The organism is Hydrogenophaga pseudoflava (assembly GCF_004353865.1).
GTDB classification, from domain to species: Bacteria; Pseudomonadota; Gammaproteobacteria; order Burkholderiales; family Burkholderiaceae_C; genus Hydrogenophaga; species Hydrogenophaga pseudoflava.
Map to the genome: position 1 here is coordinate 1,685,709 of NZ_CP037867.1, position 23,979 is coordinate 1,709,687.

A 23,979-nucleotide genomic window follows, 5' to 3' on the forward strand; every position below is an offset into this window, starting at 1 on the left:
GGGGGGCCAAACTCAGTTCGGATCGGGCACGTAGCCCCGGTTCGCACCCGGGAAGGCGCTGGGCCGGTCGCGCCAGCGGCGGCGCTCCGGCGGGATCACACCCAGCGCGATCAGGTTCTCGCGGCTGTCGTAGCGGATGCGGATGATCTCGTCGGGCCGGTTGCTGCGGCGCTCGAAGTCGGTCTCGCCGACGCGGTCGCGTTCTCGGTCGCCATGGCCGGTGCCCAGCTGGGGCCCTGCCTGCGCGCCGTTGTGGGAACGCTCCTGCAGCTGCGGGCTGGACTTGGTGCCCGGTGCGCTGCGATCGAACGGCGGGAAGGGCGGCAGGGGCGGGCGCGGCAGGTGGAAGGCCTCGCGCTCGCGGAACACCGCCACGCCGATCACGCCCACGTCGTCCGGACGCCCGGTGCGCGCGGCGTAAGAGCGCGAGTGGCGGGTGAACTCGAAGGCCGCGATCTCGCGCTTGCTCTTGCGCCAGCCAGCCACGTCGTAGCGCTGCATCGGCTCCAGCACGTAGCCGGCCTGGTCAAAGTCGGCGGTCTCGCCGGTGATCACGTTCACGCCGTCTACCGACACCACGTTGAGCAGGCGCTCGCGGCTGTCGTTGCGCAGCTCGATGGCGTAGCGTGCGCCCGGTTCGCCCGCCACCCAGTACTCGCCGCGGAAGCGGTAGAGCGGCAGCACCGCGCCGCGGTCGCGGTCGATCACGCGCACGTCGGTCAGGCGTCCCTCGGCCATGGCCGGCAACGCGGTGAGCAGGGCCGAGCCGGCGATGGCGCCCAGCGCCAGGCGGCGGGAGAAGAGGGGGGTGGAGGTGGTCATCGTGGGTCTCCTGGGACCGGTGGTTGCGAGGACTGCAGTACATCGCGGCTGCGTCAACGTTTGCCCCATGGCGTGCAAAGCCTGTGTAAACAGGTGTTTGAAGTGGTGCCGACGCCGGGCCGGTGTCGGGCTGGAATAATCGGTCTTCCGTTTTTTCAACCCGAGGACACACCATGATCACCACCCCCAGCGGCCTGCAGTATGAAGACACCACCGTCGGCAACGGCGAGGTCGCCCAGGCCGGCCGCCGCGTGCAGGTGCACTACACCGGCTGGCTCTACAACGACGGCGTGCAGGGCGCCAAGTTCGACTCCAGCAAGGACCGCGGCCAGCCTTTCGAATTCCCGCTCGGCGCCGGCCACGTGATCAAGGGCTGGGACGAGGGCGTGCAGGGCATGGCCGTCGGCGGCACGCGCCGCCTGGTGATCCCGGCCGCGCTGGGCTACGGCGCGCGCGGCGCCGGCGGCGTGATCCCGCCCAACGCCACGCTGCTGTTCGAAGTCGACCTGCTGGCCGTCTGAGCACGCACATGAGCCAGCGCCCCGCCATCCTGATCGCGCGTGCCGTGTTCCCCGAGGTGGTGGAGCGCCTGCGCGAGCACTTCGAGGTCGAGACCACGCCGCCCGGCGTGGTCTGGTCCCCGGTCGAACTCATCGAGCGCCTGCAGGGCAAGGACGGGGTGCTGACCACCGGCAGCGAGTACATCGACGCGGCGCTGCTGGCGGCCTGCCCGCGGCTGAAAATCGTGGCCAACCTCGCGGTGGGCCACAACAACTTCGATCTGGACGCGATGACGGCGGCCGGCGTGCAGGCCACCAACGCGCCCGACGTGCTCACCGAGACCACGGCCGACTTCGGCTTTGCGCTGCTGATGGCGACCGCGCGGCGCATCACCGAGAGCGAACACTTCCTGCGCGCCGGCCAGTGGAAGCAGTGGTCGCTCGACCTGTTCGCGGGCGCCGACATCCACGGCACGACGCTGGGCATCCTGGGCATGGGCCGCATCGGCCAGGCCATCGCGCGCCGCGGTGCGCACGGCTTCGGCATGCGGGTGGTCTACCACAACCGTTCGCGCCTCGACACCGGGAAAGAGGCCGCGTGTGGCGCGAGTTATGTCTCGCGCGAAGACCTGTTTTCACAGGCCGACCATGTGGTGTTGGTGCTGCCCTACACACCCGCGGCGCACCACACGGTGGGCGCGGCCGAACTGGCGCTGATGAAGCCGACCGCGACCCTGGTCAACATCGCGCGCGGCGGCATCGTGGACGAGAACGCGCTGGTCGCGGCGCTGCGCGAGAAACGCATCGCGGCGGCGGGGCTGGACGTGTTCGAGGGCGAGCCCCAGGTCAACCCCGCGCTGCTGACCGTGCCCAACGTGGTGCTCACGCCGCACATCGCCAGCGCCACGCTGCCCACGCGCATGGCCATGGCCATGCTCGCGGCCGACAACCTGATCGCCTACCTGACCACCGGGCAGGCGAAGACACCGCTCAACCGCGTCGCACCCCGCTGAGGCCTTGCGGCCCAGTCAGCGCCGAGGGGCGATGGCGACGCCCCGGTGCGCGAGGTACAGCGGCAGAGCGACCGCCAGCCCCACCCCGAAACACAGCGCGATCCAGGCCAGGGCCCGCCAGCGGCTGAGCGGCGCCGTTTCGCGCCACACCCAGACCGCAAATACCAGCGCCGACAGGTACACGTCGACCGTGATCGCACTGGTCAGCGGGTTGACCATGGCATCGGCCCAGAAGCGGTCGGGCGCCACGCTGCCCCCCGACAGGAAGTACTGCAGGTTGAAGAACCAGGTGCCCACCAGTCCGGCCAGTGCCAGCGCCAGGTACCAGCGGGTGATGGGTTTTGGGGGCGGTGTTGTCATGCGGCGGCTCCTTGAATCGATGGATCGCATTGGACCCGGGCGCCGCCGGGTCTTAAAGTGTCCGGAATGACATCTTTGGAGCGATTTCAGACATGCCCGATTTCAGCCTGATCGTCCTGCCCGGCAGCCTGACCAGCGGCGTGGCCGTGACGCTGGACATGCTGTCGGCCGCCCAGGTGATGGCGCCGCGCTGCGGTGTGCCGGCGCCGACCTGGCGGGTGCTTTCGCCTGCGGGTGGCCCGGTGGCGCTGTCGATGGGCCTGACCGTGGACACCCGCCCCCTGCCGCGGCGCGCGGGCGCCGACTCCTCGGTGTGGGTGCTGCCGGGCCTGCGTTTGGCCGACACCGCGCAACTGGCGCAACACCTGGATAACCCATGCGTGCAGGCGACGGCTGCGGCGGTGCGCCGCCATGTGGCCGCGGGCGGGCGCGTGGCGGCGTCGTGTTTCTCGGTGTTCGTGCTGGGTCTGGCGGGAGTGCTGGACGGGCGCCGCGCCACCACCACCTGGTGGCTGGCCCACCTGCTGCAGCAGCGGTTTCCCGCCTGCCGCGTGGACGCCGACCGCATGGTGTGCGTGGACGGCCCTGTCGCCACCGGCGGGGCGGCCCTGGCGCAGACCGACCTGATGCTGCACCTGCTGCGCGAGCACGGTGGGCACGCGCTGGCCGACTGGGTCGGCCGGGTGCTGCTGATCGACGCCCGTGCGGCGCAGTCGCCCTACGTGGTGCCCCAGGCCCTGGTGGCGGGCGACGACTTCGTCAGCGGGCTGGTGGCGCAGATCGAGGCGCGCTGGCCGGAACCGGTGACCGTGTCGATGCTGGCGCAGCAGGCCGCGATGTCGACCCGCACGCTGGCGCGCCATGTGCAGCGCGCCACCGGCAAGTCGCCCATGGCGCTGATCCAGAGCGTGCGTCTGCGCCGCGCGCGCGCCCTGCTGGAGCACACGCGCCTGCCGGTGGAACAGGTGGCGGCCGCCGTGGGCTACCAGGACGCCACGGCCTTGCGCCGGATGTTGCAGCGGCTGACCGAGGCCACGCCGCGCCAGGTCCGGCGGCAGCGCCTCGTGGCCGACCCAGCCCGGTCATTGGGCTGAACGCCTCCGGCGCGGCGACGGTGCAGGCCGCGGCCCGTCTTTTCAGCGCAGCAGCGGCAGCAGGCCCGGGTGGTCGCTTTGTTCGGCGTGGTCCGCGGCGCTGAGGCCGTTGTGGTCGCGCAGCGTGCGGTCTGCCCCTGCGGCCAGCAGCCGCCGCACCACCGCTTCGTTGCCGGTCCGCACCGCCGCGATCAGCGGCGTGCGGCCGGTGGCGTCGGGCGCGTTCGGATCGGCCCCTTCGGCCAGCTGCTGTTGCACGGCCTCCACGTTGCCGGACGCGATGGCGGCGAAGAGGGGCGAAGGCGGTGGCGCCGGGCGGGCGCTGCTGTTCTCCCGCCGCTCGCGCAGCACCCCTTCGGCGGCGTTGCGGGAGGCCCCTGCGGGTGTTGCACTGCCGGCGCTGGCCGGCGCGGGCGCCGTGGCGGCGCGGGGCATGGGGGCCGGGGCCTGGGGCGCCATGGCCTTGGACGCGGGGGCCGGTGCGACCGCTGCCGCTGGCGCCCGCGGTGGCGGAGCGACTTCGGCCGAATCGGCGGGGGCTGCGCGCTCGGCCTCCTGCGCGGGCTCGGCGTCGGCCATGCGGTCCGCCGCCTCGGGAGCGGTGGTCGTTGGCGCTGGCGGCCGCTTCATGAACTGGGTCTGCGCCTCCGACGCCAGCTTCTGCTGCGGTGACGCCGGTAGGGGCGGCTGTGCCTGGGGCGCCGCGGACTCCGCGGGTTGGGCGGGAGCCGCCGGTGCAGCCGGAGCCGCCGCCGTTTCTGCGGCCGGGCGCGCGCTGCCGGCACCCAGGGCCAGTTCCTGCTCCTCCGGCGTGCCGCGGTCGAACTGCAGCACCAGCAGCCCGACCAGGCCGATCACCGCGAGGCTGCCCAGGGCCCGCCAGGTCCAGGTGCTGTCGTTGGCGGCCGGCCGCGCAGTGGGGGGCGGCGTTTCGAGGCGCGAGGCGGCGACCGCGCGCGCATGCGCCAGCACGTTCTCGCGCAGTGCGGCGCTGGGCCTCGCGATGTCGTGCGCATTGGCCTCGCGGTAGCGCTGCAGCAGCGCGTCGTCGGGCGTCGGCGGCAGGTGGTCGCGGTTCATGCGTGGGCCTCCAGGGTCTCGCGCAGGCGGGCGCGGGCATAGCGCAGGCGGCTCTTGGCGGTTTCCATGCTGGCGCCCGTGGTCTGCGCGATTTCGGCCAGGCTCATGCCCGCTTCGGCCTGCAGCAGGAAGGCCTCGCGCTGCACCTCGGGCAGTGCCGCCAGCGCATCCAGCAGCGCCTGCGCCAGCTCGCGCGAATCGAGCCGCCGCTCCGGGCCGAAGCCGGACTCGGCCGCCAGCATCTCGGCCAGCGCGCTGCCGTCCTCGCTCTCGGCGTCCAGGCTGGCATGGTTCTTCTGCGTGCGCCAGTGGTCGACCATGCGGTGGTGCGCCAGGGTGAACAGCCAGGTGCGGAACTTGGCACGCGGCTCGTACTGCGGCGCGTGGCGCACCACACTGAACCAGACGTCCTGCACCAGGTCGTCGGCCAGCGCGGCGTTCTGCACGCTGCGCTGCACGAAGCGCCACACCGGCAGGGCGTGGCGGTCGTACAGGGCTTCAAAGGCGTGCATGTCCCCGCGGGCGTAGGCCTGCATGAGTTCTTCGTCGGAGGGCGTGTCGGCCGCGGTCATGCGGGCGATTATGGGCGGCGGTGGTCACGCCTTCAGTCCGGATCGGGTGCGTAGCGCAGCGAGCGCGACCCCGGGAACGGCTGCGGGCGGTGCGGTGACACATCGGGCGGCAGGATGCCCATCGCCACCAGGTTCTCGCGGCTGTCGTAGCGGATGCGGATCACCTCTTCGGGCCGGTCGCTGCGGCGCTCGAACGTGGTGTGGCCGATGGTGTCGTGTTCGCGCTCGCCGTGGCCGGTGCCCAGCTTCGGCGCCGCTGGTGCCGGGCGGCGGGCTTCGGCGACCGAGTCGGCGGCCCAGGCCGAGGGTGTGCCGCGTCCGCGCGGGCCCCTGCCCAGTGAGCCGCTTTCGGCTTCATTGAGTTCCCGCCGCTCGCGCCAGGACGGGTAGACCGGCTCCGGCAGCGGCTCCAGGGCCGGGGCCTTCTCACGGAAGAGCGCCACCCCGATCACCCCCACATGCGCCGGGCGACCGGTGCGTGCGGCGTAGGACGACGGCAGGGCGGTGAAGTGGAAGGCCGCGACCTCGTGGTCGGACTTGCGCCAGCCGGTGATGTCGTACTGCTGCCAGGGGCCGAGCACGTAGCCGGTCTGGTGCCAGGCCGCGGTTTCACCCGAGACCACATTGACGCCGTCCACCGAGACCACGCCCATGAGGCGGTTCGGCTGGGCATTGCGCACCGAGATGGCGTAGCGGGCGCCCGGCCGGCCGGCGACCCAGTGTTCGCCCCGGTACCGGTAGACCGGCAGGGTCTCGCCGCTGTCGCGGTCGATCAGGTGGACATCGGCGAGCCGGCCGATGGCCTGGGCGGGCAGGGCGGACAACAAGGCACCTGCCGCGAAGGCGGACAGGGCGAGGCGGCGCAGGGAGGTGTTCATGAGGACTCCAGAAAGGGTGTGGAGTCCACTGAAACGAACGGAACGGCGAAAAGGGGTTGAACCCTGGTGGAAGATTTCAGCGCCGGGCCGCCCCCAGATTCAGCAGACGCTGCAGCCGGCCAGCGCCTCTGCCACGCGCTCGCGCGTCCGTTCGGTCAGGTGGTCCAGAAACACCTGGGTGCGCTGGGGCAGGAACTTGCGGCTGGGCAGGGCCGCATAGAGCGTGAACCGGCCGGTGATCCAGGGCGCGAGCACGCGCACCAGCGCACCGCTGGCCAGGTGGGGCGCAGCCAGCTCGACCGTGGTGCCGGTGATGCCGGCGCCGTCGAGCGCGGCCCGCATCAGCGTGTCGGTGTGGTTGGCCCAGAGCACCGGGCGCACGTCCAGCAGCACCTCGTCGTCGCAGTCGCTGCGGAACAGGCGCAGCATGCGGCTGCGAGGGCCCATGTCCGGCTTGATGCGCAGGCAGTCGTGCTGCAGCAGATCCTGCGGGGTGGCGGGGGTGCCCCGGCGCGCCAGGTACGCCGGCGACGCGACCAGAAAGGCCTCGGTCGTGTTCACCTTGCGGGCAATGATGTTGGCGTCGTAACCCTCGTCGGTGCCCATCAGTGTGATGTCGAAGGCTTCGATGGGGGGCTCGCGGTGGCTGGCCACCTCGATGTCCAGCTGGATCTGCGGATAGCGCTGGTGGAAGCTCGCGACCATGGGCGCGAGCACGTGTGTGGCCAGCACCGGTGGCGCCAGCACCCGCAGCGTGCCCGAAAGCTCCTGTGTGTGCGAACTCACCAGCGAGTGCGCGTCGTCCAGATCCTGCAGGATGTGGCGCACCCGCTCCAGGTAGGCCTCGCCGGCATCGGTGAGCGACTGCCGGCGTGTGGTGCGTTGCAGCAGCCGGGTGCCCAGGTGCTCCTCCAGGTCGGCCACCAGCCGCGTCACCACCGCGGGCGACATGTCCAGCGCCCGCGCAGCGGCGGCAAAACCGCCTTCGTCCGCCACACGAAGAAACACACGCATTGAGGTCAGTCGGTCCATGGGTCGATGGTGGAGGGTTTCAATCGAGAGATTGTTGCTGATTTGGAAATAGATTGACGACGATCCGGTGATTTTTCTTCTTGTAGTGAAATTTTAAAGTTCACCCATCGCGAACGAATCTCTTCCGAAACACAACGCAAAGAAGCGAAACCGCCGCGAAAAGACACCCGACCCCTGGGCCGGCACCATCACTTCACCGTTTCACCACTTCTTGAAAGGAAGCACCATGAAAGCCTCTTACCTCTCCAGCATCGCCCTTGCCGTGGCCGCCCTGTCGGCCGGTCAGGCCTTCGCCGCCGACGCCGACGCACCCCTGACCCGCGAGCAGGTCCGCGCCGAACTGATCCAGGCCCAGCAGGCCGGTGACGTGATCGGCGACAACGAGTCCGGTCTGACGCTGCGCGAGATGTATCCCGGCCGCTATCCGGCCGCCGCCACCGCCCAGGCCAAGACCCGTGCCGAGGTCAAAGCCGAGCTGGCCGCCGCCCAGCGCGATGGCAACGTGATCGCCGACAACGAGTCCGGCCGCACCGCCCGCGAGATCAATCCCTCGGCCTACGCCGCCGCACCCAAGACCCAGGGCCTGACCCGCGAGGAAGTGCGCGCCGAGCTGCGTGCTGCCCAGGAAAGCGGCAACGTGATCGCCGACAACGAGTCGGGCCGCACGCTGCGCGAGGTGTATCCGAACCGCTACCCCAAGGACAACGTGGCCCAGGCCAAGACGCGTGAGCAGGTCAAGGCCGAGTTGGCCGAAGCCCAGCGCACCGGCGACATCATTGCCGACGGCGAAAGCGGCAAGAAGCTGAACGAGCTCTACCCCAGCCGTTACCCGAAGGCAAACTGATTCCCCCCGGCCGGCGCCGTCTGGTCGTCTGGTACAACGCTCCTCCTCAGGAGATGACCATGACGACCTTCACCAAGGTGGTGCTCTACACCGGCACCGACGGACGGGCCGCGTTCCGCGAGGAATCGGTCGAACTCAGCGAAGGCACGCCAGCGGCGTGCCTTTCGCCGTTGATGCCCTCGGGCGGTTACCAGCTGCGCCAGAGCCCGGTCGGTTTTCGCAGCCAGTTCCACTGCACCGGTACCCCCCAGTGGCTGTTCGTGCTGCAGGGGCAGATGGAGATCGGGCTGCAGGACGGCAGCTCGCGCGTCTTCGGCCCGGGCGATCACTTCTATTCCGCCGACACCCTGCCCGAGGGCGCGACCTTCGACCCGGCGGTGCACGGCCACTGGAGCCGCCAGGTCGGCGACCAGCCGCTGGTGACGCTGTTCGTGCGCGCCTGACCCTGCCTCCAGAGGGGTTCGGGCTTGCGCGCGCGGGCGAGCGAATCGACACTGCGTGCGGAACCTTCACCATGGTCACCGTCGAATTCGCCCCCGCCTTGCGCCGCCACGTGGACTGCGAACCCCAGCAGGTGCCACCGGGGTTGCTGCGCGATGCGCTGGAGGAGGCCTTGCGAGCTGCGCCGGCGCTGGCGGCCTATGTGTTCGACGACCAGCGCGCGGTGCGCAAACACGTGGCCGTGTTCGTCAACCGCGAACTGGTGGCCGACCGCGTCCGGCTGGACCGGGCACTGCTGGCCGGCGACCGGGTGCTGGTGGTGCAGGCGCTGAGCGGCGGCTGAACCGCTGCCCACACAACGCAAGGAGACAACGATGGCGACGATGCTGGTGGCAAGCCGCAAAGGACTGTTCGTGTGGGAAGGTGAGGGCGCCGCATGGCGCATTGCGGCGCTGCACTTTGCTGGCGAGCCGGTCACCAGCGTGCTGGCCGATCCGCGCGACGGCCACTGGTACGCCGCGCTGCGCCTGGGCCACTTTGGCGTCAAGCTGCACCGCAGTGCAGACCGGGGGCGCTCATGGGCCGAGGTGGCCGCGCCCGCCTTTCCGCCCAAACCGGCCGAAGGCCCGATGGCCGACGACACCACGCCCTGGAGTGTGGACCTGGTGTGGTCGATGGCGGCCGGCGGCGCGGACGAGCCCGGGGTGCTCTGGGCGGGCTGCCTGCCGGCGGGCCTGTTCCGTTCGGAGGATCGCGGCGCGAGCTGGTCGCTGAACCGGCCGCTGTGGGAAGAGCCCGGCCGCCGCGAATGGTTCGGTGGCGGCTACGACCACGCCGGCATCCACTCCATCGTGGTCGACCCGCGCGATGCCCGCCATGTGACGCTGGGCATCTCCTGTGGAGGCGTCTGGCAGACGCGCGACGCTGGCACCAGCTGGTCCCTCACGGCCCAGGGCATGAAGGCCGACTACCTGCCGGCCGAGAGCGCCGACGACGGCAACACCCAGGACCCGCACGCCCTGGTGCAGTGCCGCGCCCAGCCCGACGCGCTGTGGGTGCAGCACCACTGCGGCATCTACCGCTCCACCGACGGCGGTGCCCTGTGGCAGCCCATCACCGCGCCGGCGCCGTCGAGTTTCGGCTTTGCCGTGGCCTGTGACCCGGGCAACCCGCAACGCGCCTGGTTCGTGCCGGCGCAGGCCGATGTCTGCCGCATCCCGGTGGACGGGCGCATGGTGGTGCTGCGCACCGACGACGGCGGCCGGAGCTTCCAGGCCTTCGGCGACGGCTTGCCTCAGACCCACGCCTACCACCTGGTGTACCGGCACGCGCTGGACGTGGACGCCACCGGCCGGGTGCTGGCTATGGGCTCGACCACGGGCGGGCTCTGGGTCAGCGCCGACGCCGGCGAGCACTGGCAGGAACTCTCGCGCGACCTGCCCCCGCTGTCGACCGTTCGATTTGCCTAGACCGGTACATCCGGCAGCTTCAGTCGCAGCAGCGCGCGCACGAAGCCGTGGTCGCTGCGGCTGCGGTCGCGGCCTTCGTGCAGATGGTCGTTGAACACCTCCACCCGGCGCACGTCGCCGATGGCCGCGCGGCTGGTGGCGACGAATTCCTCGCTCACCAGCACCTGGTCCAGCACCTCGGGGTAGCCCTGGTGGATGTGCGAATACGCCACGTCGCGCCGCAGTGCGGCTTCGCCCTGCACGTCCCAGGCGCTGAACAGGGCGTTGTCGCGCGCGCCCTTGTCGTAGGCCACCTGCGAGGTGGCGGCGATCAGCTGGGTGGTCACGCTGTGCGGCCCGTCGTTGAAATCGCCCATCACGATCAGGGGCAGCCGCGTGCGGTGCAGCAGCTCCACCACCTTCAGCCGCAGCGCCAGCGCCTCGCCTGCGCGCATGAGCAGCGACCGCAGCGAGCCCAGCGCCTGCACGGTCGGGTCTTCGGTGTCTTCCAGGGTCTTGCCGCTGGCGTCCTGCAGGAACTTGGGGCGCTTGGACTTGAGGTGCGCGGTGATCACGCCGATTTCCTGCCCGTGTTTCATGCGCAGTGTGGCCAGCAGGGGCGGGCGCTCGAAGCGGGTGTGCGGCCCCAGGCCGGGCACCTGCACCACGGCGGCGGCGGGAAAGTCGGCGATCGACTGCAGCGACTCGACCTTCAGCCGCGTCACCAGGCCCACGCGCGGCGTGCCCTGGGCGCCGTGTTGTCCGGGGCCGTTCTCGGCGCCGGGCACGGCCACGGTGCCGTACTGCAGGCCGCTGCGGGCGATGGCGGCGCGCAGCGCCACCTCGTCCCAGACCTCCTGCACCGCCAGCACGTCGGCGTTGAGCACGCGAAAGCGCTCGCCGAGCCACTCGACCTTGCGCTCGAACTCGTTCTGGCTGTACGGGTCCTGTCCGTCGTAGAAGTGGCGGCCCGGCTGCGCCAGGTTCAGCACGTTGGCGCTGGCGACGGTCAGAGTGGCCCAGCGGGAGGGTGGCGGCGGAGAGGTGTTGGCCATGGCTGCACTGTATATACAGAGTGGTGCGGCGGGTTTCCGTCTGCGTCAGGGGCTCAGCGGTTCGGTGCGGGAGGTGAACAGCGGCAGGTGCACGCGCACCGTCAGCCCCCCGCCGGGTGTGTCGGCCAGTTCCACCCTGCCGCCGTGCAGGGCCGCAATCTCGCCGACGATGGACAGGCCCAGGCCACTGCCTTTGCCGTCGCCGGGCGAGAGCCTGACAAAGCGCTCCAGCACCCGCGCGCGGTCCTCCGGTGCGATGCCGGTGCCGTTGTCGCTGATCTCCAGTACCGCGGCCCCGCCATCGACGTGCAAGCCCACGTCGATGCGCACCGGCCCCGGGTTGTGGGTCAGCGCATTGCCGATCAGGTTGTCGACCAGGGTGCGCAGCGCATGCGGGTCGCCGACCAGGGACACCGGCTCGGCGCTCACCAGTCCCAGGTCGCAGCCCTGCTGTTCGGCGCGTGCCGAAAAGCCGGCGACGGCCTCGCGCAGCAGATCGTCCAGCCGCAGGGTCTGCTGCTGGGCCGTCTGCGCTTCGGGCTCCAGGCGTGCGAGCTGGAGCAGCTGGAAGGCCAGCCGGGAGGCCCGTTCGATGCCCGCATCCAGCTGGTCCAGCGCACCCTCCCATTCGCCCGGCCTGGAGCGCCGGACCAGCTGCGCCTGCAGCTTGACCACGGCCAGTGGTGTATTGAGCTCGTGCGCGGCGTCGGCCAGGAAGCGGCGCTGGTGGTTGAGCATGTGCTCGATGCGGGCCAGCAGCTGGTTGAGTGTGTCGGCCAGTGGCGCCACCTCGGCGGGCAGGCCGGAGGTGTCGATGGGCTGCAGGCCTTCCGGGTCGCTGCGGGCGATGTCGCTGCGCAGCTGTTCCAGCGGCAGCAGCACGCGGTCGACGCCCGTGCTGGTGAGCACCGCCAGCACCAGCACCAGCAGCACCAGCGGAATCAGCAGCCATGGGGTGAGTGAGTAGAAGTGCTGGCGCCGGATCTTGGTGGTGACCGCCACCTGAACGATGCGCCGGTCGTGCGCCTGTGTGTACACACGCCAGCTTTCGCCCTCCCAGGTGACGATGTTGTGTCCCGGACGCTGCAGGGGCGGGCCGACATCGGCCAGCGAGGAATAGACCAGCTGGCCCGAGTGGTCCCAGATCTGGCTCACGAACTGGTCGAGGTCGTCATCGGCCAGTGCGGTCGAGGGCAGCGGCGCCGGGGGTTGAGCGGGCGCGGCCTCGTCGTGGCGCACCACCGTCTGGGCGATCTGCTCCAGACCCATGTCGCGCACATTGTTGAAGCCGCTCCAGGTCAGCCGCGCGGTCAGGAAACCGACCACCAGCGTGGTGATCAGCACCGAGGAGATCAGCCAGATCAGCAGCTGGGAGCGGATCGAGCGCAGTTTCAAGGCCGCTGCACCAGCTTGTAGCCCACCCCGCGCACATTGACGATCCAGGGCTCACCTAGCTTGCGGCGCAGGTGGTGCAGGTGCACTTCCACGGCGTTGCTGGAAATGTCTTCGCTCCAGCCATACAGCTGCTTCTCCAGCTGCTCGACCGAGAGCACAACCCCAGGCTGCCGGGCGAAGGTGGTCAGCAGGTCGAACTCGCGTTGCGACAGCGCCAGCTGCTTGCCCCCCAGCAGGGCCTCGCGCTCGGCCGGCCGCACCTCCAGGCGCCCCAGCTGGATATGGGCGCTGGCGCGCCCGCCCTGGCGGCGCGCCAGCGCATGGATGCGCGCGCACAGTTCGTCCAGGTCGAAGGGTTTGGTCAGGTAGTCGTCGGCGCCCTGGTTGAGCCCGGCCACGCGGTCGGGCACGGCATCGCGCGCAGTCACCAGCATCACCGGGGTCGTCTGGCCCTCGTTGCGCATCCAGCGCAGGATCTGCAGCCCATCGGGCTTCGGCAGGCCGATGTCCAGCAGCACCACGTCGTAGCTGCGGCGGCCCAGGGCGTCGACGACCTGGTCACCGGTCTTGGCCCAGTCCACCTGGAACCCGGCCAGATCCAGCCCTTTTTCCATGCTGGCACCCAGCATCACATCGTCTTCGGCAAGCAGCAGTTTCATGGTGTGGACCTCTGATTGCGCAATGGTACCGACGAAAAAAAGGCGGGCATGTGCCCGCCTTGCTGCCGATCGGACCGAAAAACGAACTCAGCGGATGCGGCCGTAGCTGGTGCGCAGCGGATCGGCACCGCCGCCGTTGCCACCGCGCTGTCCACCACCGCCCTTGTTCTTGTTGCGGTTGCCGGTGCGCATCGAATCGATGCTGGTGCGCAGCGGATCAGGCTGGCCGCCCGGCGAGGCGGCGCGGGCGCGCGGTTCCCGGATGCGCAGGCTGCCCAGGTGGGCATTGGGGCCGGGCTGGCGCTCGGGGCGGTCTTCGCCTTCGTAGCGGTCTTCGCGCGGTGCGCGCGGCGTGCGCTCCTGGTGCTGGCGCGGCTGACCGTTGTGATTGGGGTTGCCGTTTGCGTTGGCCTGGCGCGGTTGTCCGTTGCCGCCCCCACCGCCACGGCGGTTGCGGTTGCGGCGCCGGCCTTCGCCCTGGCCCTCGGCGGGGGGCTGGCCCTCACCGGATTCGGCGCGCTGGCGCGGCTGGCCACCGCCGTTGTTGTTGCTGCGTCCGCTGTTGCCGCCCTCGGCCTTCTTCTCGCGGATGCGGGTCATCATTTCCTGGCGTGCGGCCTTGGCGGCGGCGGCCATCACGTCGCGGCTGGGCGGCTTGCCCGCGCCGCCCCAGATGGTCTGGCGGCCCATGGCGATGGGTTCGGCCTTCTCACCCGGCTCGGGCATGAACTCCTGGAAGATCTCCACCGGAATCTGCTGCTTGGTGAAGCGCTCGATGTCCATCATGAAGCCTTCTTCGTCCAGGCTCACGAGGTTGACCGCCTGGCCTTCGCGGCCGGCACGGCCGGTGCGGCCGATGCGGTGCACGTAGTCTTCGCAGACGTTGGGGATCTCGTAGTTGACGACGTGTGGCAGCTCGTCGATGTCGATGCCGCGGGCCGCGATGTCGGTGGCCACCAGGGCGCGGATCTCGCCGCTCTTGAAGTCGGCCAGTGCCTGGGTGCGGGCGCCCTGGCTCTTGTTGCCGTGCAGCGCCATGGCCTTGATGCCGTTCTTGGTCAGGTAGTCGGCCACGTTGTTGGCGCCGAACTTGGTGCGGGTGAAGACCAGCACCTGGCTCCAGTTGTGCTGGTTGATGATGTGCACCAGCAGGGCCTTCTTCTTGCCGCGGCCCACGGGGTGGATCACCTGGGTGATGCGCTGCACCGTGGTGTTGCGCGGGGTCACCTGGATGCTCTGCGGGTCCTTGAGCAGGTTGTTGGCCAGGTCGCGGATCTCGTCGCTGAAGGTGGCCGAGAACAGCAGGCTCTGCTTGCTCTGGGGCAGCAGGGCTAGCACCTTCTTGACATCGTGGATGAAGCCCATGTCCAGCATGCGGTCGGCTTCGTCGAGCACCAGGATCTGCACCTGCGAGAGGTCCAGGAAGCCCTGCTGCTGCAGGTCCAGCAGGCGACCGGGGGTGGCGACCAGGATGTCCACGCCCTTTTTCATGGCGTTGATCTGCGGGTTCATGCCGACGCCGCCGAAAACGACGGTGGAGGTCAGCGAGAGGTGCTTGCCGTAGACGCGCACGGATTCTTCCACCTGGGCCGCGAGTTCGCGGGTGGGGGTGAGCACCAGGGCGCGGATGGCGTTGCCGCCAAAGCGGTTCTGGCCCCGCTCGCTCTGCGAGAGGCGCTGCAGCATCGGCAGGGTGAAGGCAGCGGTCTTGCCGGTGCCGGTCTGGGCGCCACCGAGCAGGTCGCGACCGGCCAGGACGGCCGGAATGGCCTCAACCTGGATGGGGGTGGGGGTCTCGTAACCGTGCTCGCGCACAGCTTGCACGATGGCCGGAGCCAGGTTCAGATCTTCGAATTTCATCAATGAGAGGCACCCGTCCAGGGCGCTGGGGGCATCTGCCTGTGCGGTTGCCGAAGCAACTGTTCAGTTGAAGGCAGACGGGGTCTACAAAGCGGGTGGCAGGACCAGGAACTGGGGGCCGACCCTCCGGCGGGGTTGCCGGTGTTGCGGGCCACTGATGCGACGCAACGGGGCATATTGTCGCACGTCTTGCCCAGCGACCGTCTGGAGAATTGCGGGAGCCGGCGGTCAGTGCCTGTCTCCATAATGTTGGTCCGCCCTCACGCCGGCCCCGGCCGGGACGATCCCACCCTCCACGAGAAGCCATGGATTCGCACAAGTTGATCCGGTCCGGTGTGGCCAATGACGCGGGAAAGCTGCGCCCGACACTCCAGCACTGCCTGGAGGCCGCGCTGTCGATCGCCGACTCCATGATCGACGAGCTGCTGGCGCAGCTGGAGGCGGTGGCCGACCCGGACCGCCTGGCCAACCTGCCCATGGAGCTGGAGCATGTGGACGTGGGGCAGATCGACCGCTGGATCCACGAAGCCGATGCCATCAAGCGCACCTGGTCGCAGCAGCTGCGCCAGGTCTTCTACCACGGCGAGGTCCAGGACCCGGACCTGCATGCCACGGTGCGTTTTGACGACCTGCGGCTGCTGGACGACCGGCAGCTGGACGCCAGCATCGAGTTCGCCATCGCCGAGCAGGCGCTGACAAAGTCCACGCAGGAACTGCTGCCGCGCCTGAACGCCCTGGTGAGCAACCTCATGGGCTGGCTCACGGTGCAGCCCGACCTGAACCCGCTGCGACCCTCGGCCTACGCCCGGGCGCTGCGCGCGGTGATGGTCCAGCACGTATCCGATCCGCACCAGCGCACAGCACTGTTCGTGCCGGTGGCCGGCATCATGGGCGAGAGCCTGCGGCAGGTGTACCGCGAACTGATCCAGTGGCTGATGGCGCACGGCGTCGAGCCACTCGAGAACACCACGCAGTCGTTGCAGGCCGACAAGGCGCCGCGCAACGCGGTGGGCCGCACCCTGCTGACGCTGAGCCGGCTGCGCCAGTTGCTGGCCGGGGATCTCAATGGCGAGCAGGAAGGCGGGCCGATCTTCCTGCACACGGTGCCGGCCTCCATGTCGGCGCTGGAGGACCTGGGGCTCATCGAGCCCCTGATGCAGCGCCTGCGCCAGCGGCCGGAACGGGCCGCTGGTCAGGGCCCGGTGGCCGAACTGCCGGTGGTCTCGGGCCATCAGCTGGGCCGGCTGCTGGGTCAGGAGGTGGTCCGCCTCATGCTGGACAACCTGACGCAGGACGAGCGCCTGCTGCCGGCCATCCGCCAGCAGATCGGACTGCTCGAACCCTCGCTGACCCGGCTCTCGCAGGCCGACCCCCGTTTCTTCAGCGACCGGCAGCACCCCGCGCGCCAGCTGCTGGAGAGCATCACCCAGCGCAGCCTGGGCTACCAGAGCCAGAGCGAAGACGGTTTCAGCGACCTGCTGCGGTCGGTGACCGGCGCGGTGCGTTCGCTGCAGCGCGTCGACGCCAGCGAAGAGGTGTTTGCCCGTCTGCTCAAACGCCTGCGCCGCCGCTGGGAAGAGGACGACGCCCGCAAGAACCAGCGCCGGGCCGAGGCGGCGCGTGCGCTGCTGCACGCCGAGCAGCGGCAGGTGCTGGCCGAGCGGCTGGCCGCCGATTTCCAGCAGCGCATGCAGGACAAGGACGTGCCGGAGTTCGTGCAGCGCTTTCTCACCGGTCCCTGGGCCCAGGTGCTGGCCGAAACGCGGCTCGAAGGCAGCCTGCCGGGCAACGAGGGCGATTCGCTGGACGTCGTCGCCGACGACCTGATCTGGAGCGTGCAGCCGGCCCTGATCCGGCGCGACACCGACCGACTGGCGCGGCTGGTGCCCCGCCTGCTGGGCCAGATGCGCCAGGGCCTGCAGCGCATTGCCTACCCCGCCGAACTCACCGGCCAGTTCTTCGACGCGCTGGTGACGGTGCATGAAAAAGCCTTCGACGTGCCCACGCTGACCGACGCGTCCGGGGCCGGGGCGGAGGTCGACGCCCTCGACGATCCGATCACCCTGGGCATGTCGGTCGAGGAGCTGCCCATCGACGACTCGTTCTGGATCGCGGGCAAGGAGGCCGAAGACGCCGGTTTTGTGGAGGCCGAGACCGGCCCCATGCCCCTCGAAGGCCTGAACGTCGTCGAAATGGACCTGGCGCCGGGGGCCTGGGTCGACCTCAAGGTGCAGGGCGAGTGGCTGCGGGCCCAGCTGACCTGGACCAGTCCGCGGGGCGGCCTGTTCATGTTCATCTCCGCCAATGGCCTGGCCCATTCCATGACCCGGCGCACGCTGGAGAAGCTGCTGGGCAAGGACGCCCTGCGCATCATCTCCCGCGGCGGGGTGGTCGAGGGGGCGCTGGACGCGGTGGCCCAGCAGGCCCTGCGCAACGCGCAGGAGGCCGATCCGGACACCGGTCTCTGACACGGCGAACCCGCGCAGGTTGTTCTCTTGACCACCACCACCTTCGGCTACGACCCGGCGCAGGACCGCATCTGGATGCGGGTGCACGATCAGGACGTCACGCTCTGGCTGACCCGGCGCATGGTGCGCAGCATCCTGGGGCCCATTCTGAAGGTGTTCGAGGAGTCCACCCCCGGGCAGCAGGGCGGCGCCGCACCCCGGGCGCGGGCGTCGATCGAGCACCAGCTGTCGCTGCACGAGGCCGCACCGGGCCAGCGACCGGCGCAGATCCGGGCCGGCCGCGAACAGCCCGGCCAGGAAAGCGACCCGCAGCGGCGCCTGTGCACCCGGATCACGACCCAGGCCGCGCCCCAGGGCGTCACCCTGAACTTCGAAACCGGCGCCGGCCCGCTGGTACTGCGGCTCAGCCGCAAGGGCACGCACCTGTGGTACCGGGGGCTCGCGCTGGTGCTCCCGCAGACCCACTGGAACCTGCCCGAGCCGCTGCCGGAGTGGCTGCAGGAGCCCATGACACCCGCAGCGGTGCGGGACTTGCTGGACCGCCCGCTGCCGCCCGACCTCGACAAACCGGCCTCCGGGCGATAATCCCCGGTTTTCCCCTTTGCCCCATCCGGTGCTTTTCGCCGGAACAACGCGCCTTCACCAGCGAGCTCATCAGCCATGGCCCAGTACGTCTTTTCCATGAACCGTGTCACCAAGACCGTGCCGCCCAAGCGGCAGATCTTGAAGGACGTTTCCATCAGCTTCTTCCCCGGCGCCAAGATCGGCGTGCTCGGTCTGAACGGCTCGGGCAAGTCGACCCTGCTCAAGATCATGGCCGGCATCGACAAGGAGATCGAGGGCGAAGCCATCGCCATGCCGGGCATCCAGATCGGCTACCTGCCGCAGGAGCCGCAGCTCAACCCCGACCAGACCGTGCGCCAGGCCGTGGAAGAGGGCATTGGCGGTGCGCTCAAGGCCAAGGCCCGCCTGGAAGAGGTGTACGCCGCCTACGCCGAACCCGACGCCGACTTCGACGCCCTGGCCGCCGAACAGGCCGAGCTCGAAGCCATCATCGCCGCCAGCGGGTCCGAGAACTCGGACCTGCAGCTGGAGCTGGCCGCCGACGCGCTGAACCTGCCGCCGTGGGACGCGATCATCAAGAACCTCTCCGGTGGCGAGAAGCGCCGCGTGGCCCTGTGCCGCCTGCTGCTGTCCAAGCCCGACATGCTGCTGCTCGACGAACCGACCAACCACCTGGACGCCGAATCGGTCGAGTGGCTGGAGCACTTCCTGCAGCGCTTCCCCGGCACCGTGGTGGCCATCACCCACGACCGCTACTTCCTGGACAACGCCGCCGAGTGGATTCTCGAACTCGACCGTGGCCACGGCATTCCCTACAAGGGCAACTACACCGACTGGCTGGACCAGAAGGAACGCCGCCTGGAGACCGAGCAGAAGTCCGAAGACGCCCGCACCAAGGCGATGAAGGAAGAACTGAAGTGGGTGCGCTCCAACGCCAAGGGCCGGCAGGCCAAGAGCAAGGCGCGTCTGGCCCGCTTCGAGGAGCTGAGCGACGTCGAATACCAGAAGCGCAACGAGACCAACGAGATCTTCATTCCGGTGGCCGAGCGCCTGGGCAACCAGGTCATCGAATTCAAGAACGTCAGCAAGTCCTTCGGCGACCGCCTGCTGATCGACAACCTGAGCTTCTCGGTGCCCCCGGGCGCCATCGTCGGCATCATCGGTCCCAACGGTGCCGGCAAGTCGACGCTGTTCCGCATGATCCAGGGCGTGGAGCAACCCGATTCGGGCACGGTCGAGATCGGCCAGACCGCCAAGCTGGCCTTCGTGGACCAGAGCCGCGAGAGCCTGGACGGCAGCAAGACCGTGTGGGAAGACGTGTCCGGAGGGCTGGACAACATCACCGTGGGCAAGTTCGTCATGCCCTCGCGCGCCTACATCGGCCGCTTCAACTTCAAGGGCAACGACCAGCAGAAGCTGGTGGGCAACCTCTCCGGTGGTGAGCGCGGCCGACTGCACCTGGCCAAAACCCTGGCCCAGGGCGGCAACGTGCTGATGCTCGACGAACCCTCGAACGACCTCGACGTCGAAACCCTGCGCGCGCTGGAAGAGGCGCTGCTGGAATTCGCCGGCTCGGCCATGGTGATCTCGCACGACCGCTGGTTCCTCGACCGCATCTGCACCCACATCCTGGCCTGCGAAGGCAATTCGCAGTGGTACTTCTTCGACGGCAACTTCACCGAGTACGAAGCCGATAAGAAGAAGCGCCTGGGCGAAGAGGGCGCGCGGCCCAAGCGCACCCGCTTCAAGTCCATCTGATGCCCGCCATGGAACTGACCGACGAGCAGGTCCTCGCCGACACCCGCCGCTGGATCGAGAAGGCGGTGATCGGGCTGAACCTCTGCCCGTTCGCGCGTTCGGTGTACGTGAAGAACCAGGTGCGCATCGTGGTCAGCCGGGCACGGCACCTGGACGCCTTCCTGGACGAACTCGACCGCGAGCTGGACCTGCTGGTGAACACGCCGGCCGAAGAGATCGACACCACGCTGCTGGTGCACCCCACGCTGTTCCCCGATTTCGAGGTCTTCAACGACTTCATGAACGTGGTGGACGACGTGGTGGCCGAGCACGAGCTCGAAGGTGTGGTCCAGGTGGCCAACTTCCACCCCCAGTTCCTCTTCGAGGGCGAGGCGGCGGACGATCCCAGCCACTTCACCAACCGCGCGCCGTACCCCACGCTGCACCTGCTGCGCGAGGACAGCGTGGAACGCGCGGTGGCCAGCGAGGGCGGGGACGCCGAGAAGATCGTGGAACGCAACATCGCCACGCTGCGCACGCTGGGCGCCGAGGGCTGGAAAGCCCTGTTGTCTAAGCCCTGAACTGCGCGAAATTCCAGGGCTGATCCGGGCTTTGTCGTCCGGAGGGGGTGCACACAATCCTCGGTCAAGAGGTCCCGACCGAACGATCTGTGCTCCCCACCCCATGAACGCCCGCACCTACACCCCCTTTGACAGCTGCCTGAAGGCCGCGCTCGTCCTGTCCGCCGACTGGATTCCGCGCTGGCTGGACCTGCTGCAGGCTGCTCTGGTGCACCGTGAGGCGACTGGTGCCACACATGAGAAGCGCGGCTTCGGCCATGCGCGCTCGGTGCTGATGGCATGCCGGGACCGGCTCGAAGCCCGCCTGGTGACGGCGTTTGCCAGTGCGGTTCACGCCGACGTGGCGCGCGACAACGGCTCGCCAACGGCCGCCCCACGCAAGCCGAGGGCCGCGCTGAGCATGGACGACCTGACACTGATGGACCACGGCCAGGTGCAGGCCTCGGTGGAGCTGGCCCGGCTGCAGCAGGTGGTCAGGATGGCGGTGGACGACGAACTGCTCACACTGGACGCGCTGCTCAGCGCCGCGCGCGGCCTGCGCACCGTGCGTGCCGAGGCCAACCCCCTGCGCCCCGATGTCGTCATCGACACCCTGATGGCGGCGCTGGCCAAACTGCGCATCGACGAGACGGCCCGGCTGCACTGGCTGCACGCGGGCGCTGTGTCACTGGGGCAGGAACTCGGCTGGTTCTATGGCGCGCTGGTGAGACATCTGGAAGCGGACGGCGTGCAGCCGGCCGGCTATGTGGTGGTGCCCACGGTGGTGCCGGTGCGCCCTGCGCGCGCGCCTGCCGATGATCAGGTTGAAGAACCCGCATCCGAAGCACGCGCTGCGGACGCCCCGCTGGTGCTGACGCTGGACCACCTGCACCGGCTGCTGGTGGGCAACCTGGCCCACGGCGGCGCTGAGGTGTCCGACCATGGCGCATCGGGTTCGGGCAATGCCCTGGTGCGGACGCTGGCGGCCGAGGTGGTGACGCTGATGCTGCGCACGATCGCCGAAGACCGGCGGCTGCTGACGCCCGTGCGGGACCTGGTGATGCAGCTCAAGCCCGCGCTGCTGCACCTGGCCAAGACCGATCCGCGCTTCTTCGCCGACCGCGACAACCCGGCCCGCCGGCTGCTGGACGCGATCACCGCGCGCAGCCTGGCCTACATCCACGAACAGGACACCGGGTTCGGCGAGTTCGCCGGGCAGGTGCTGCACACGGTGCAGTCGCTGCAGACCTTGTCGGCCGATCTGCCCGAGCGCGTGGTGGCCTGCATGCAGCGCATGGAGTCCCTGGGGCTGACCGACCAGGGCCCGGCCATGCAGACCCTGGTGCGCGTCGAACAGCGGCACCTGCTGGCCGAGCGCGTGGCGCGGGAGATCCGGGCGCGTGACGATTTCGCCCGCGCACCTGCCCTGGTCAAGCGCTTTCTGTGCGGACCCTGGGCGCAGGCGGTGGCCCATGCCCGCCTGTCGGCGGACATCCTGGGGGAGCTGGCGACACAACACGATCTGCTGGAGGTGCGCGATGTGCCGTCGGATCGCTACATGGACATCCTCACCGACCTGCTCTGGTCCTGCCAGCTCGCGCAGGCCAGCCAGAACCGGGCGCGCCTGGTGCGCGTGGTGCCGGTGGTGCTGCGCACGCTGCGGGAAGGGCTGGACGCGATCGACTTTCCCCGCCCGCAGGCCGAGTCCTTCTTCCAGGCCCTGATGGGTCTGCACGAGGCGGCCTACAAGTCGCACCGCAGCGGCGGGATGATGAAAACGAGCCTGCGCCACCAGGAGCAGCCGGTGGCCACAGCGGAACCCTGGTTGCAGGGCCACGAGGCCCGGGAGTCCGGGTTCATCGACACCCAGCTGATGGTCACCGAGTTCGCGGACACCGAGCCGGCCACCTGCCAGCAGCCGTTGGGCAGCGGGGACTCGCTGGAGGTGGGTGCCTGGATCGAGCTGCAGTACCCCGACCGGGTGCAGCGCTGCCAGCTGCGCTGGGCGAGCCCACACCGCACGCTGTTCCTGTTCGCCACCGCCGACGGGCAGTCGGTGTCGCTCACCCGGCAGGGCATGGACCGCCTGGAGGCCAGCGGCCAGCTGCGGGTGGTGGCCGAACACGGTGTGGTGGACGAAGCCCTCGCGGCAGTGGCCCGCCTGGCCTGGGTCAACTCGGGCCGGCTGGCCTGAGAGGGTCCGTCCGCCGGGGCCTTCAGCCCTGGCGCAGCAGCTTCTTGCGCACCAGCCCGATGTTGCTGCGCAGGGCGTAGAGCTCGTCGGTGTACGACAGCGGCACCACCACCTGCTCCACCCGGGCCTCCAGCCGGTCCAGCTGCTCGACCAGCTCGTCCACCGGCACCGGCGCACCACCCGGTTCGGTGAACCGCTGCTCGATGCTGCGCAACTCGGCGTACCAGCGGAACACGCGCGAGCGGATGCGGAAGGTGTAGAGCGGCGGCACCACGCGCGAGAGCGGCAGCGCCAGCGCCAGGATCAGGCCCATGGCCAGCCACATGCGCTCGACCAGGTTGGCCAGCCAGAACGGCAGGTAGCGCTGCAGGAAGGGCGGGCCGTTCTTGATCGCGCGCACCGCTTCGGGCGAGATGGGCACCTCGCTGTGCTCCAGGCTCGGGTATTCGCGCGCCCGGTTGAACCAGCTGCCACCGCTGTGCAGGCCGGTGGCCGTCTGCGCGAACAGCTGCAGGATGGCCGGGTGGGTCTTGGCGCCGGCCAGCAGGCTGGTGGTCGAGGCGACCAGGTGCATGTCGGTTTCGGGAATGTTCTTCGACAGGTCCACCACGCCCTGCGGCATGACCACCGGCGTGAGGTAGCCGAAGCGGCGCGAGTAGGCCTCGCTCTGCGAGAAGTTGAGCAGGCGCACGCCGGGCGACTGCAGCAGCATCTGCACCATCAGCGACTCGGGGGCGGAGGCGAACACGATGGCGTCGATCTGGCCGTCCAGGAAGGCCACCGTGGCGGGGGTCTGCTCCAGCTCGCTGAGCTGCAGTTGCTGGCGGTCGATGCGGTTGACGTCCAGCAGGGTCGAGAACAGGCGCGGCACGCCGCTGCCGGGTGTGCCGACGTTGACGCGCCAGCCGACCAGATCGCCCAGCGACTGGATGGTCGGGCTCTGCCTGAGCCGCTGCGCCGAGTCCTCGCGGTAGAACAGCCACAGCGGTTCCACGAACAGGCTGCCCAGCGAGGTGATGGCTTCTTCGTCGTCGTAGCCGATGTCGGCACTGCCGCCCTGCACGAAGCCCAGGTCGGCCTGGCCGGTGCGCAGCAGTTCGAGGTTGGCCGAGGAGCCCTGGGAGGGCAGCAGCTCGACGGTGATGCCGTAGCGCGCCAGGGCCTGGGCGTAGCGCTTGCCGAACTCGTCGTAGGCGCTTTGAGCCGGGCCGGTGGCCAGCACCACGCGCTTGGGCGGGTTCGGGTCGAGCCACCAGTAGGTCAGTGCCAGCAGCAGCAGCGTCAGCAGCACGAAGGGCCCGATCGACGCCAGCAGATCGCGCAGCGACAGCAGTGTGTAGCGGATGTTGTGGGGCATCGCGCTACCTTAGCACGGGAGTCCTGTGCCCCCGTGACCGCGCCGT

At 69.7% G+C, this 23,979-nt stretch carries 23 protein-coding genes; 12 read left to right on the forward strand and 11 right to left on the reverse strand.

Annotated features, from left to right (window positions below; all coding sequences use genetic code 11):
• Nucleotides 1–12: 12 nt before the first annotated feature.
• Complete coding sequence (locus HPF_RS08235; RefSeq protein WP_079364997.1) at nucleotides 13–822, reverse strand: hypothetical protein; 810 nt, start codon at nucleotides 820–822, stop codon at nucleotides 13–15.
• A gap of 173 nt (nucleotides 823–995) precedes the next feature.
• Here HPF_RS08235 and HPF_RS08240 point away from each other — a divergent pair, with 173 nt between their 5' ends.
• Nucleotides 996–1,343 carry an FKBP-type peptidyl-prolyl cis-trans isomerase gene (locus HPF_RS08240; protein WP_066150438.1) on the forward strand — a complete coding sequence of 116 codons (348 nt, stop codon included), beginning with the start codon at nucleotides 996–998 and terminating at the stop codon, nucleotides 1,341–1,343.
• An 8-nt stretch (nucleotides 1,344–1,351) separates the two neighbouring features.
• Nucleotides 1,352–2,335: a 2-hydroxyacid dehydrogenase gene (locus tag HPF_RS08245; RefSeq protein ID WP_127803534.1), complete on the forward strand. Its 984-nt coding sequence runs from the start codon at nucleotides 1,352–1,354 to the stop codon at nucleotides 2,333–2,335.
• 15 nt (nucleotides 2,336–2,350) lie between these two features.
• Here HPF_RS08245 and HPF_RS08250 read toward each other — a convergent pair whose 3' ends face one another.
• Nucleotides 2,351–2,695, reverse strand: a complete 345-nt coding sequence (locus HPF_RS08250; RefSeq protein ID WP_133156292.1) for a DUF2834 domain-containing protein — start codon at nucleotides 2,693–2,695, stop codon at nucleotides 2,351–2,353.
• Between the two features lie 92 nt (nucleotides 2,696–2,787).
• Between HPF_RS08250 and HPF_RS08255 the strand changes: the two genes are divergently transcribed.
• Entirely contained in the window at nucleotides 2,788–3,789 is a 1,002-nt protein-coding gene (locus HPF_RS08255) for a GlxA family transcriptional regulator (RefSeq protein ID WP_133156293.1), read from the forward strand.
• Between the two features lie 42 nt (nucleotides 3,790–3,831).
• Here the strand turns inward: HPF_RS08255 and HPF_RS24045 are convergent, their stop codons facing one another.
• The 4 genes from HPF_RS24045 to HPF_RS08275 all read right to left on the reverse strand — a co-directional run bounded on the left by HPF_RS24045 (nucleotide 3,832) and on the right by HPF_RS08275 (nucleotide 7,351).
• Complete coding sequence (locus HPF_RS24045; RefSeq protein ID WP_133156294.1) at nucleotides 3,832–4,869, reverse strand: ankyrin repeat domain-containing protein; 1,038 nt, start codon at nucleotides 4,867–4,869, stop codon at nucleotides 3,832–3,834.
• Nucleotides 4,866–5,441: an RNA polymerase sigma factor gene (locus HPF_RS08265; protein WP_133156295.1), complete on the reverse strand. Its 576-nt coding sequence runs from the start codon at nucleotides 5,439–5,441 to the stop codon at nucleotides 4,866–4,868. The genes HPF_RS24045 and HPF_RS08265 overlap by 4 nt, the downstream gene beginning before the upstream one ends.
• Nucleotides 5,442–5,473: 32 nt before the next feature.
• Nucleotides 5,474–6,319, reverse strand: coding sequence for a hypothetical protein (locus HPF_RS08270; RefSeq protein ID WP_133156296.1), 846 nt, complete (start codon nucleotides 6,317–6,319; stop codon nucleotides 5,474–5,476).
• A 99-nt stretch (nucleotides 6,320–6,418) separates the two neighbouring features.
• The gene (locus tag HPF_RS08275) at nucleotides 6,419–7,351 is read right to left on the reverse strand and encodes a LysR family transcriptional regulator (protein WP_079365003.1); all 933 of its coding nucleotides are present in this window, start codon (nucleotides 7,349–7,351) and stop codon (nucleotides 6,419–6,421) included.
• A gap of 226 nt (nucleotides 7,352–7,577) precedes the next feature.
• Here HPF_RS08275 and HPF_RS08280 point away from each other — a divergent pair, with 226 nt between their 5' ends.
• The 4 genes from HPF_RS08280 (at nucleotide 7,578) to HPF_RS08295 (ending at nucleotide 10,105) form a co-directional block, all read left to right on the forward strand.
• Entirely contained in the window at nucleotides 7,578–8,195 is a 618-nt protein-coding gene (locus tag HPF_RS08280) for a DUF4148 domain-containing protein (RefSeq protein WP_133156297.1), read from the forward strand.
• 59 nt (nucleotides 8,196–8,254) lie between these two features.
• A complete protein-coding gene (locus HPF_RS08285; RefSeq protein ID WP_066150464.1) occupies nucleotides 8,255–8,638 on the forward strand; it encodes a cupin domain-containing protein in 384 nt (127 codons plus the stop codon).
• A gap of 71 nt (nucleotides 8,639–8,709) precedes the next feature.
• Nucleotides 8,710–8,979, forward strand: a complete 270-nt coding sequence (locus HPF_RS08290) for a MoaD/ThiS family protein (RefSeq protein WP_066150466.1) — start codon at nucleotides 8,710–8,712, stop codon at nucleotides 8,977–8,979.
• 31 nt (nucleotides 8,980–9,010) lie between these two features.
• On the forward strand, nucleotides 9,011–10,105 hold the full coding sequence (locus tag HPF_RS08295) for a WD40/YVTN/BNR-like repeat-containing protein (protein ID WP_133156298.1): 1,095 nt from the start codon (nucleotides 9,011–9,013) through the stop codon (nucleotides 10,103–10,105).
• Here the strand turns inward: HPF_RS08295 and HPF_RS08300 are convergent.
• The 4 genes from HPF_RS08300 to HPF_RS08315 all read right to left on the reverse strand — a co-directional run bounded on the left by HPF_RS08300 (nucleotide 10,102) and on the right by HPF_RS08315 (nucleotide 15,053).
• Entirely contained in the window at nucleotides 10,102–11,139 is a 1,038-nt protein-coding gene (locus HPF_RS08300) for an endonuclease/exonuclease/phosphatase family protein (protein ID WP_127803547.1), read from the reverse strand. The two genes, HPF_RS08295 and HPF_RS08300, sit on opposite strands and share 4 nt — an antisense overlap.
• Nucleotides 11,140–11,184: 45 nt before the next feature.
• The gene (locus HPF_RS08305) at nucleotides 11,185–12,534 is read right to left on the reverse strand and encodes an ATP-binding protein (RefSeq protein WP_133156299.1); all 1,350 of its coding nucleotides are present in this window, start codon (nucleotides 12,532–12,534) and stop codon (nucleotides 11,185–11,187) included.
• On the reverse strand, nucleotides 12,531–13,193 hold the full coding sequence (locus HPF_RS08310) for a response regulator transcription factor (RefSeq protein ID WP_079365009.1): 663 nt from the start codon (nucleotides 13,191–13,193) through the stop codon (nucleotides 12,531–12,533). Before HPF_RS08310 ends, HPF_RS08305 begins: the two co-directional genes overlap by 4 nt.
• An 87-nt stretch (nucleotides 13,194–13,280) precedes the next feature.
• Nucleotides 13,281–15,053, reverse strand: coding sequence for a DEAD/DEAH box helicase (locus HPF_RS08315; RefSeq protein ID WP_133156300.1), 1,773 nt, complete (start codon nucleotides 15,051–15,053; stop codon nucleotides 13,281–13,283).
• Between the two features lie 305 nt (nucleotides 15,054–15,358).
• On the opposite strand from HPF_RS08315, the gene HPF_RS08320 reads away from it, so the two are divergent.
• The 5 genes from HPF_RS08320 (at nucleotide 15,359) to HPF_RS08340 (ending at nucleotide 22,576) form a co-directional block, all read left to right on the forward strand.
• Nucleotides 15,359–17,521, forward strand: coding sequence for a DUF1631 family protein (locus tag HPF_RS08320; protein ID WP_133156301.1), 2,163 nt, complete (start codon nucleotides 15,359–15,361; stop codon nucleotides 17,519–17,521).
• A 27-nt stretch (nucleotides 17,522–17,548) separates the two neighbouring features.
• Complete coding sequence (locus tag HPF_RS08325; protein WP_133156302.1) at nucleotides 17,549–18,106, forward strand: hypothetical protein; 558 nt, start codon at nucleotides 17,549–17,551, stop codon at nucleotides 18,104–18,106.
• Nucleotides 18,107–18,181: 75 nt separating this feature from the next.
• Nucleotides 18,182–19,843, forward strand: coding sequence for an energy-dependent translational throttle protein EttA (ettA, locus tag HPF_RS08330; protein ID WP_066150489.1), 1,662 nt, complete (start codon nucleotides 18,182–18,184; stop codon nucleotides 19,841–19,843).
• Between the two features lie 8 nt (nucleotides 19,844–19,851).
• On the forward strand, nucleotides 19,852–20,403 hold the full coding sequence (locus HPF_RS08335; protein WP_207959331.1) for a DUF1415 domain-containing protein: 552 nt from the start codon (nucleotides 19,852–19,854) through the stop codon (nucleotides 20,401–20,403).
• A gap of 103 nt (nucleotides 20,404–20,506) precedes the next feature.
• Nucleotides 20,507–22,576 carry a DUF1631 family protein gene (locus HPF_RS08340; protein WP_133156303.1) on the forward strand — a complete coding sequence of 690 codons (2,070 nt, stop codon included), beginning with the start codon at nucleotides 20,507–20,509 and terminating at the stop codon, nucleotides 22,574–22,576.
• Between the two features lie 22 nt (nucleotides 22,577–22,598).
• Here HPF_RS08340 and HPF_RS08345 read toward each other — a convergent pair whose 3' ends face one another.
• Nucleotides 22,599–23,933: a TAXI family TRAP transporter solute-binding subunit gene (locus HPF_RS08345; RefSeq protein ID WP_079365014.1), complete on the reverse strand. Its 1,335-nt coding sequence runs from the start codon at nucleotides 23,931–23,933 to the stop codon at nucleotides 22,599–22,601.
• Between the last annotated feature and the right edge of the window lie 46 nt (nucleotides 23,934–23,979).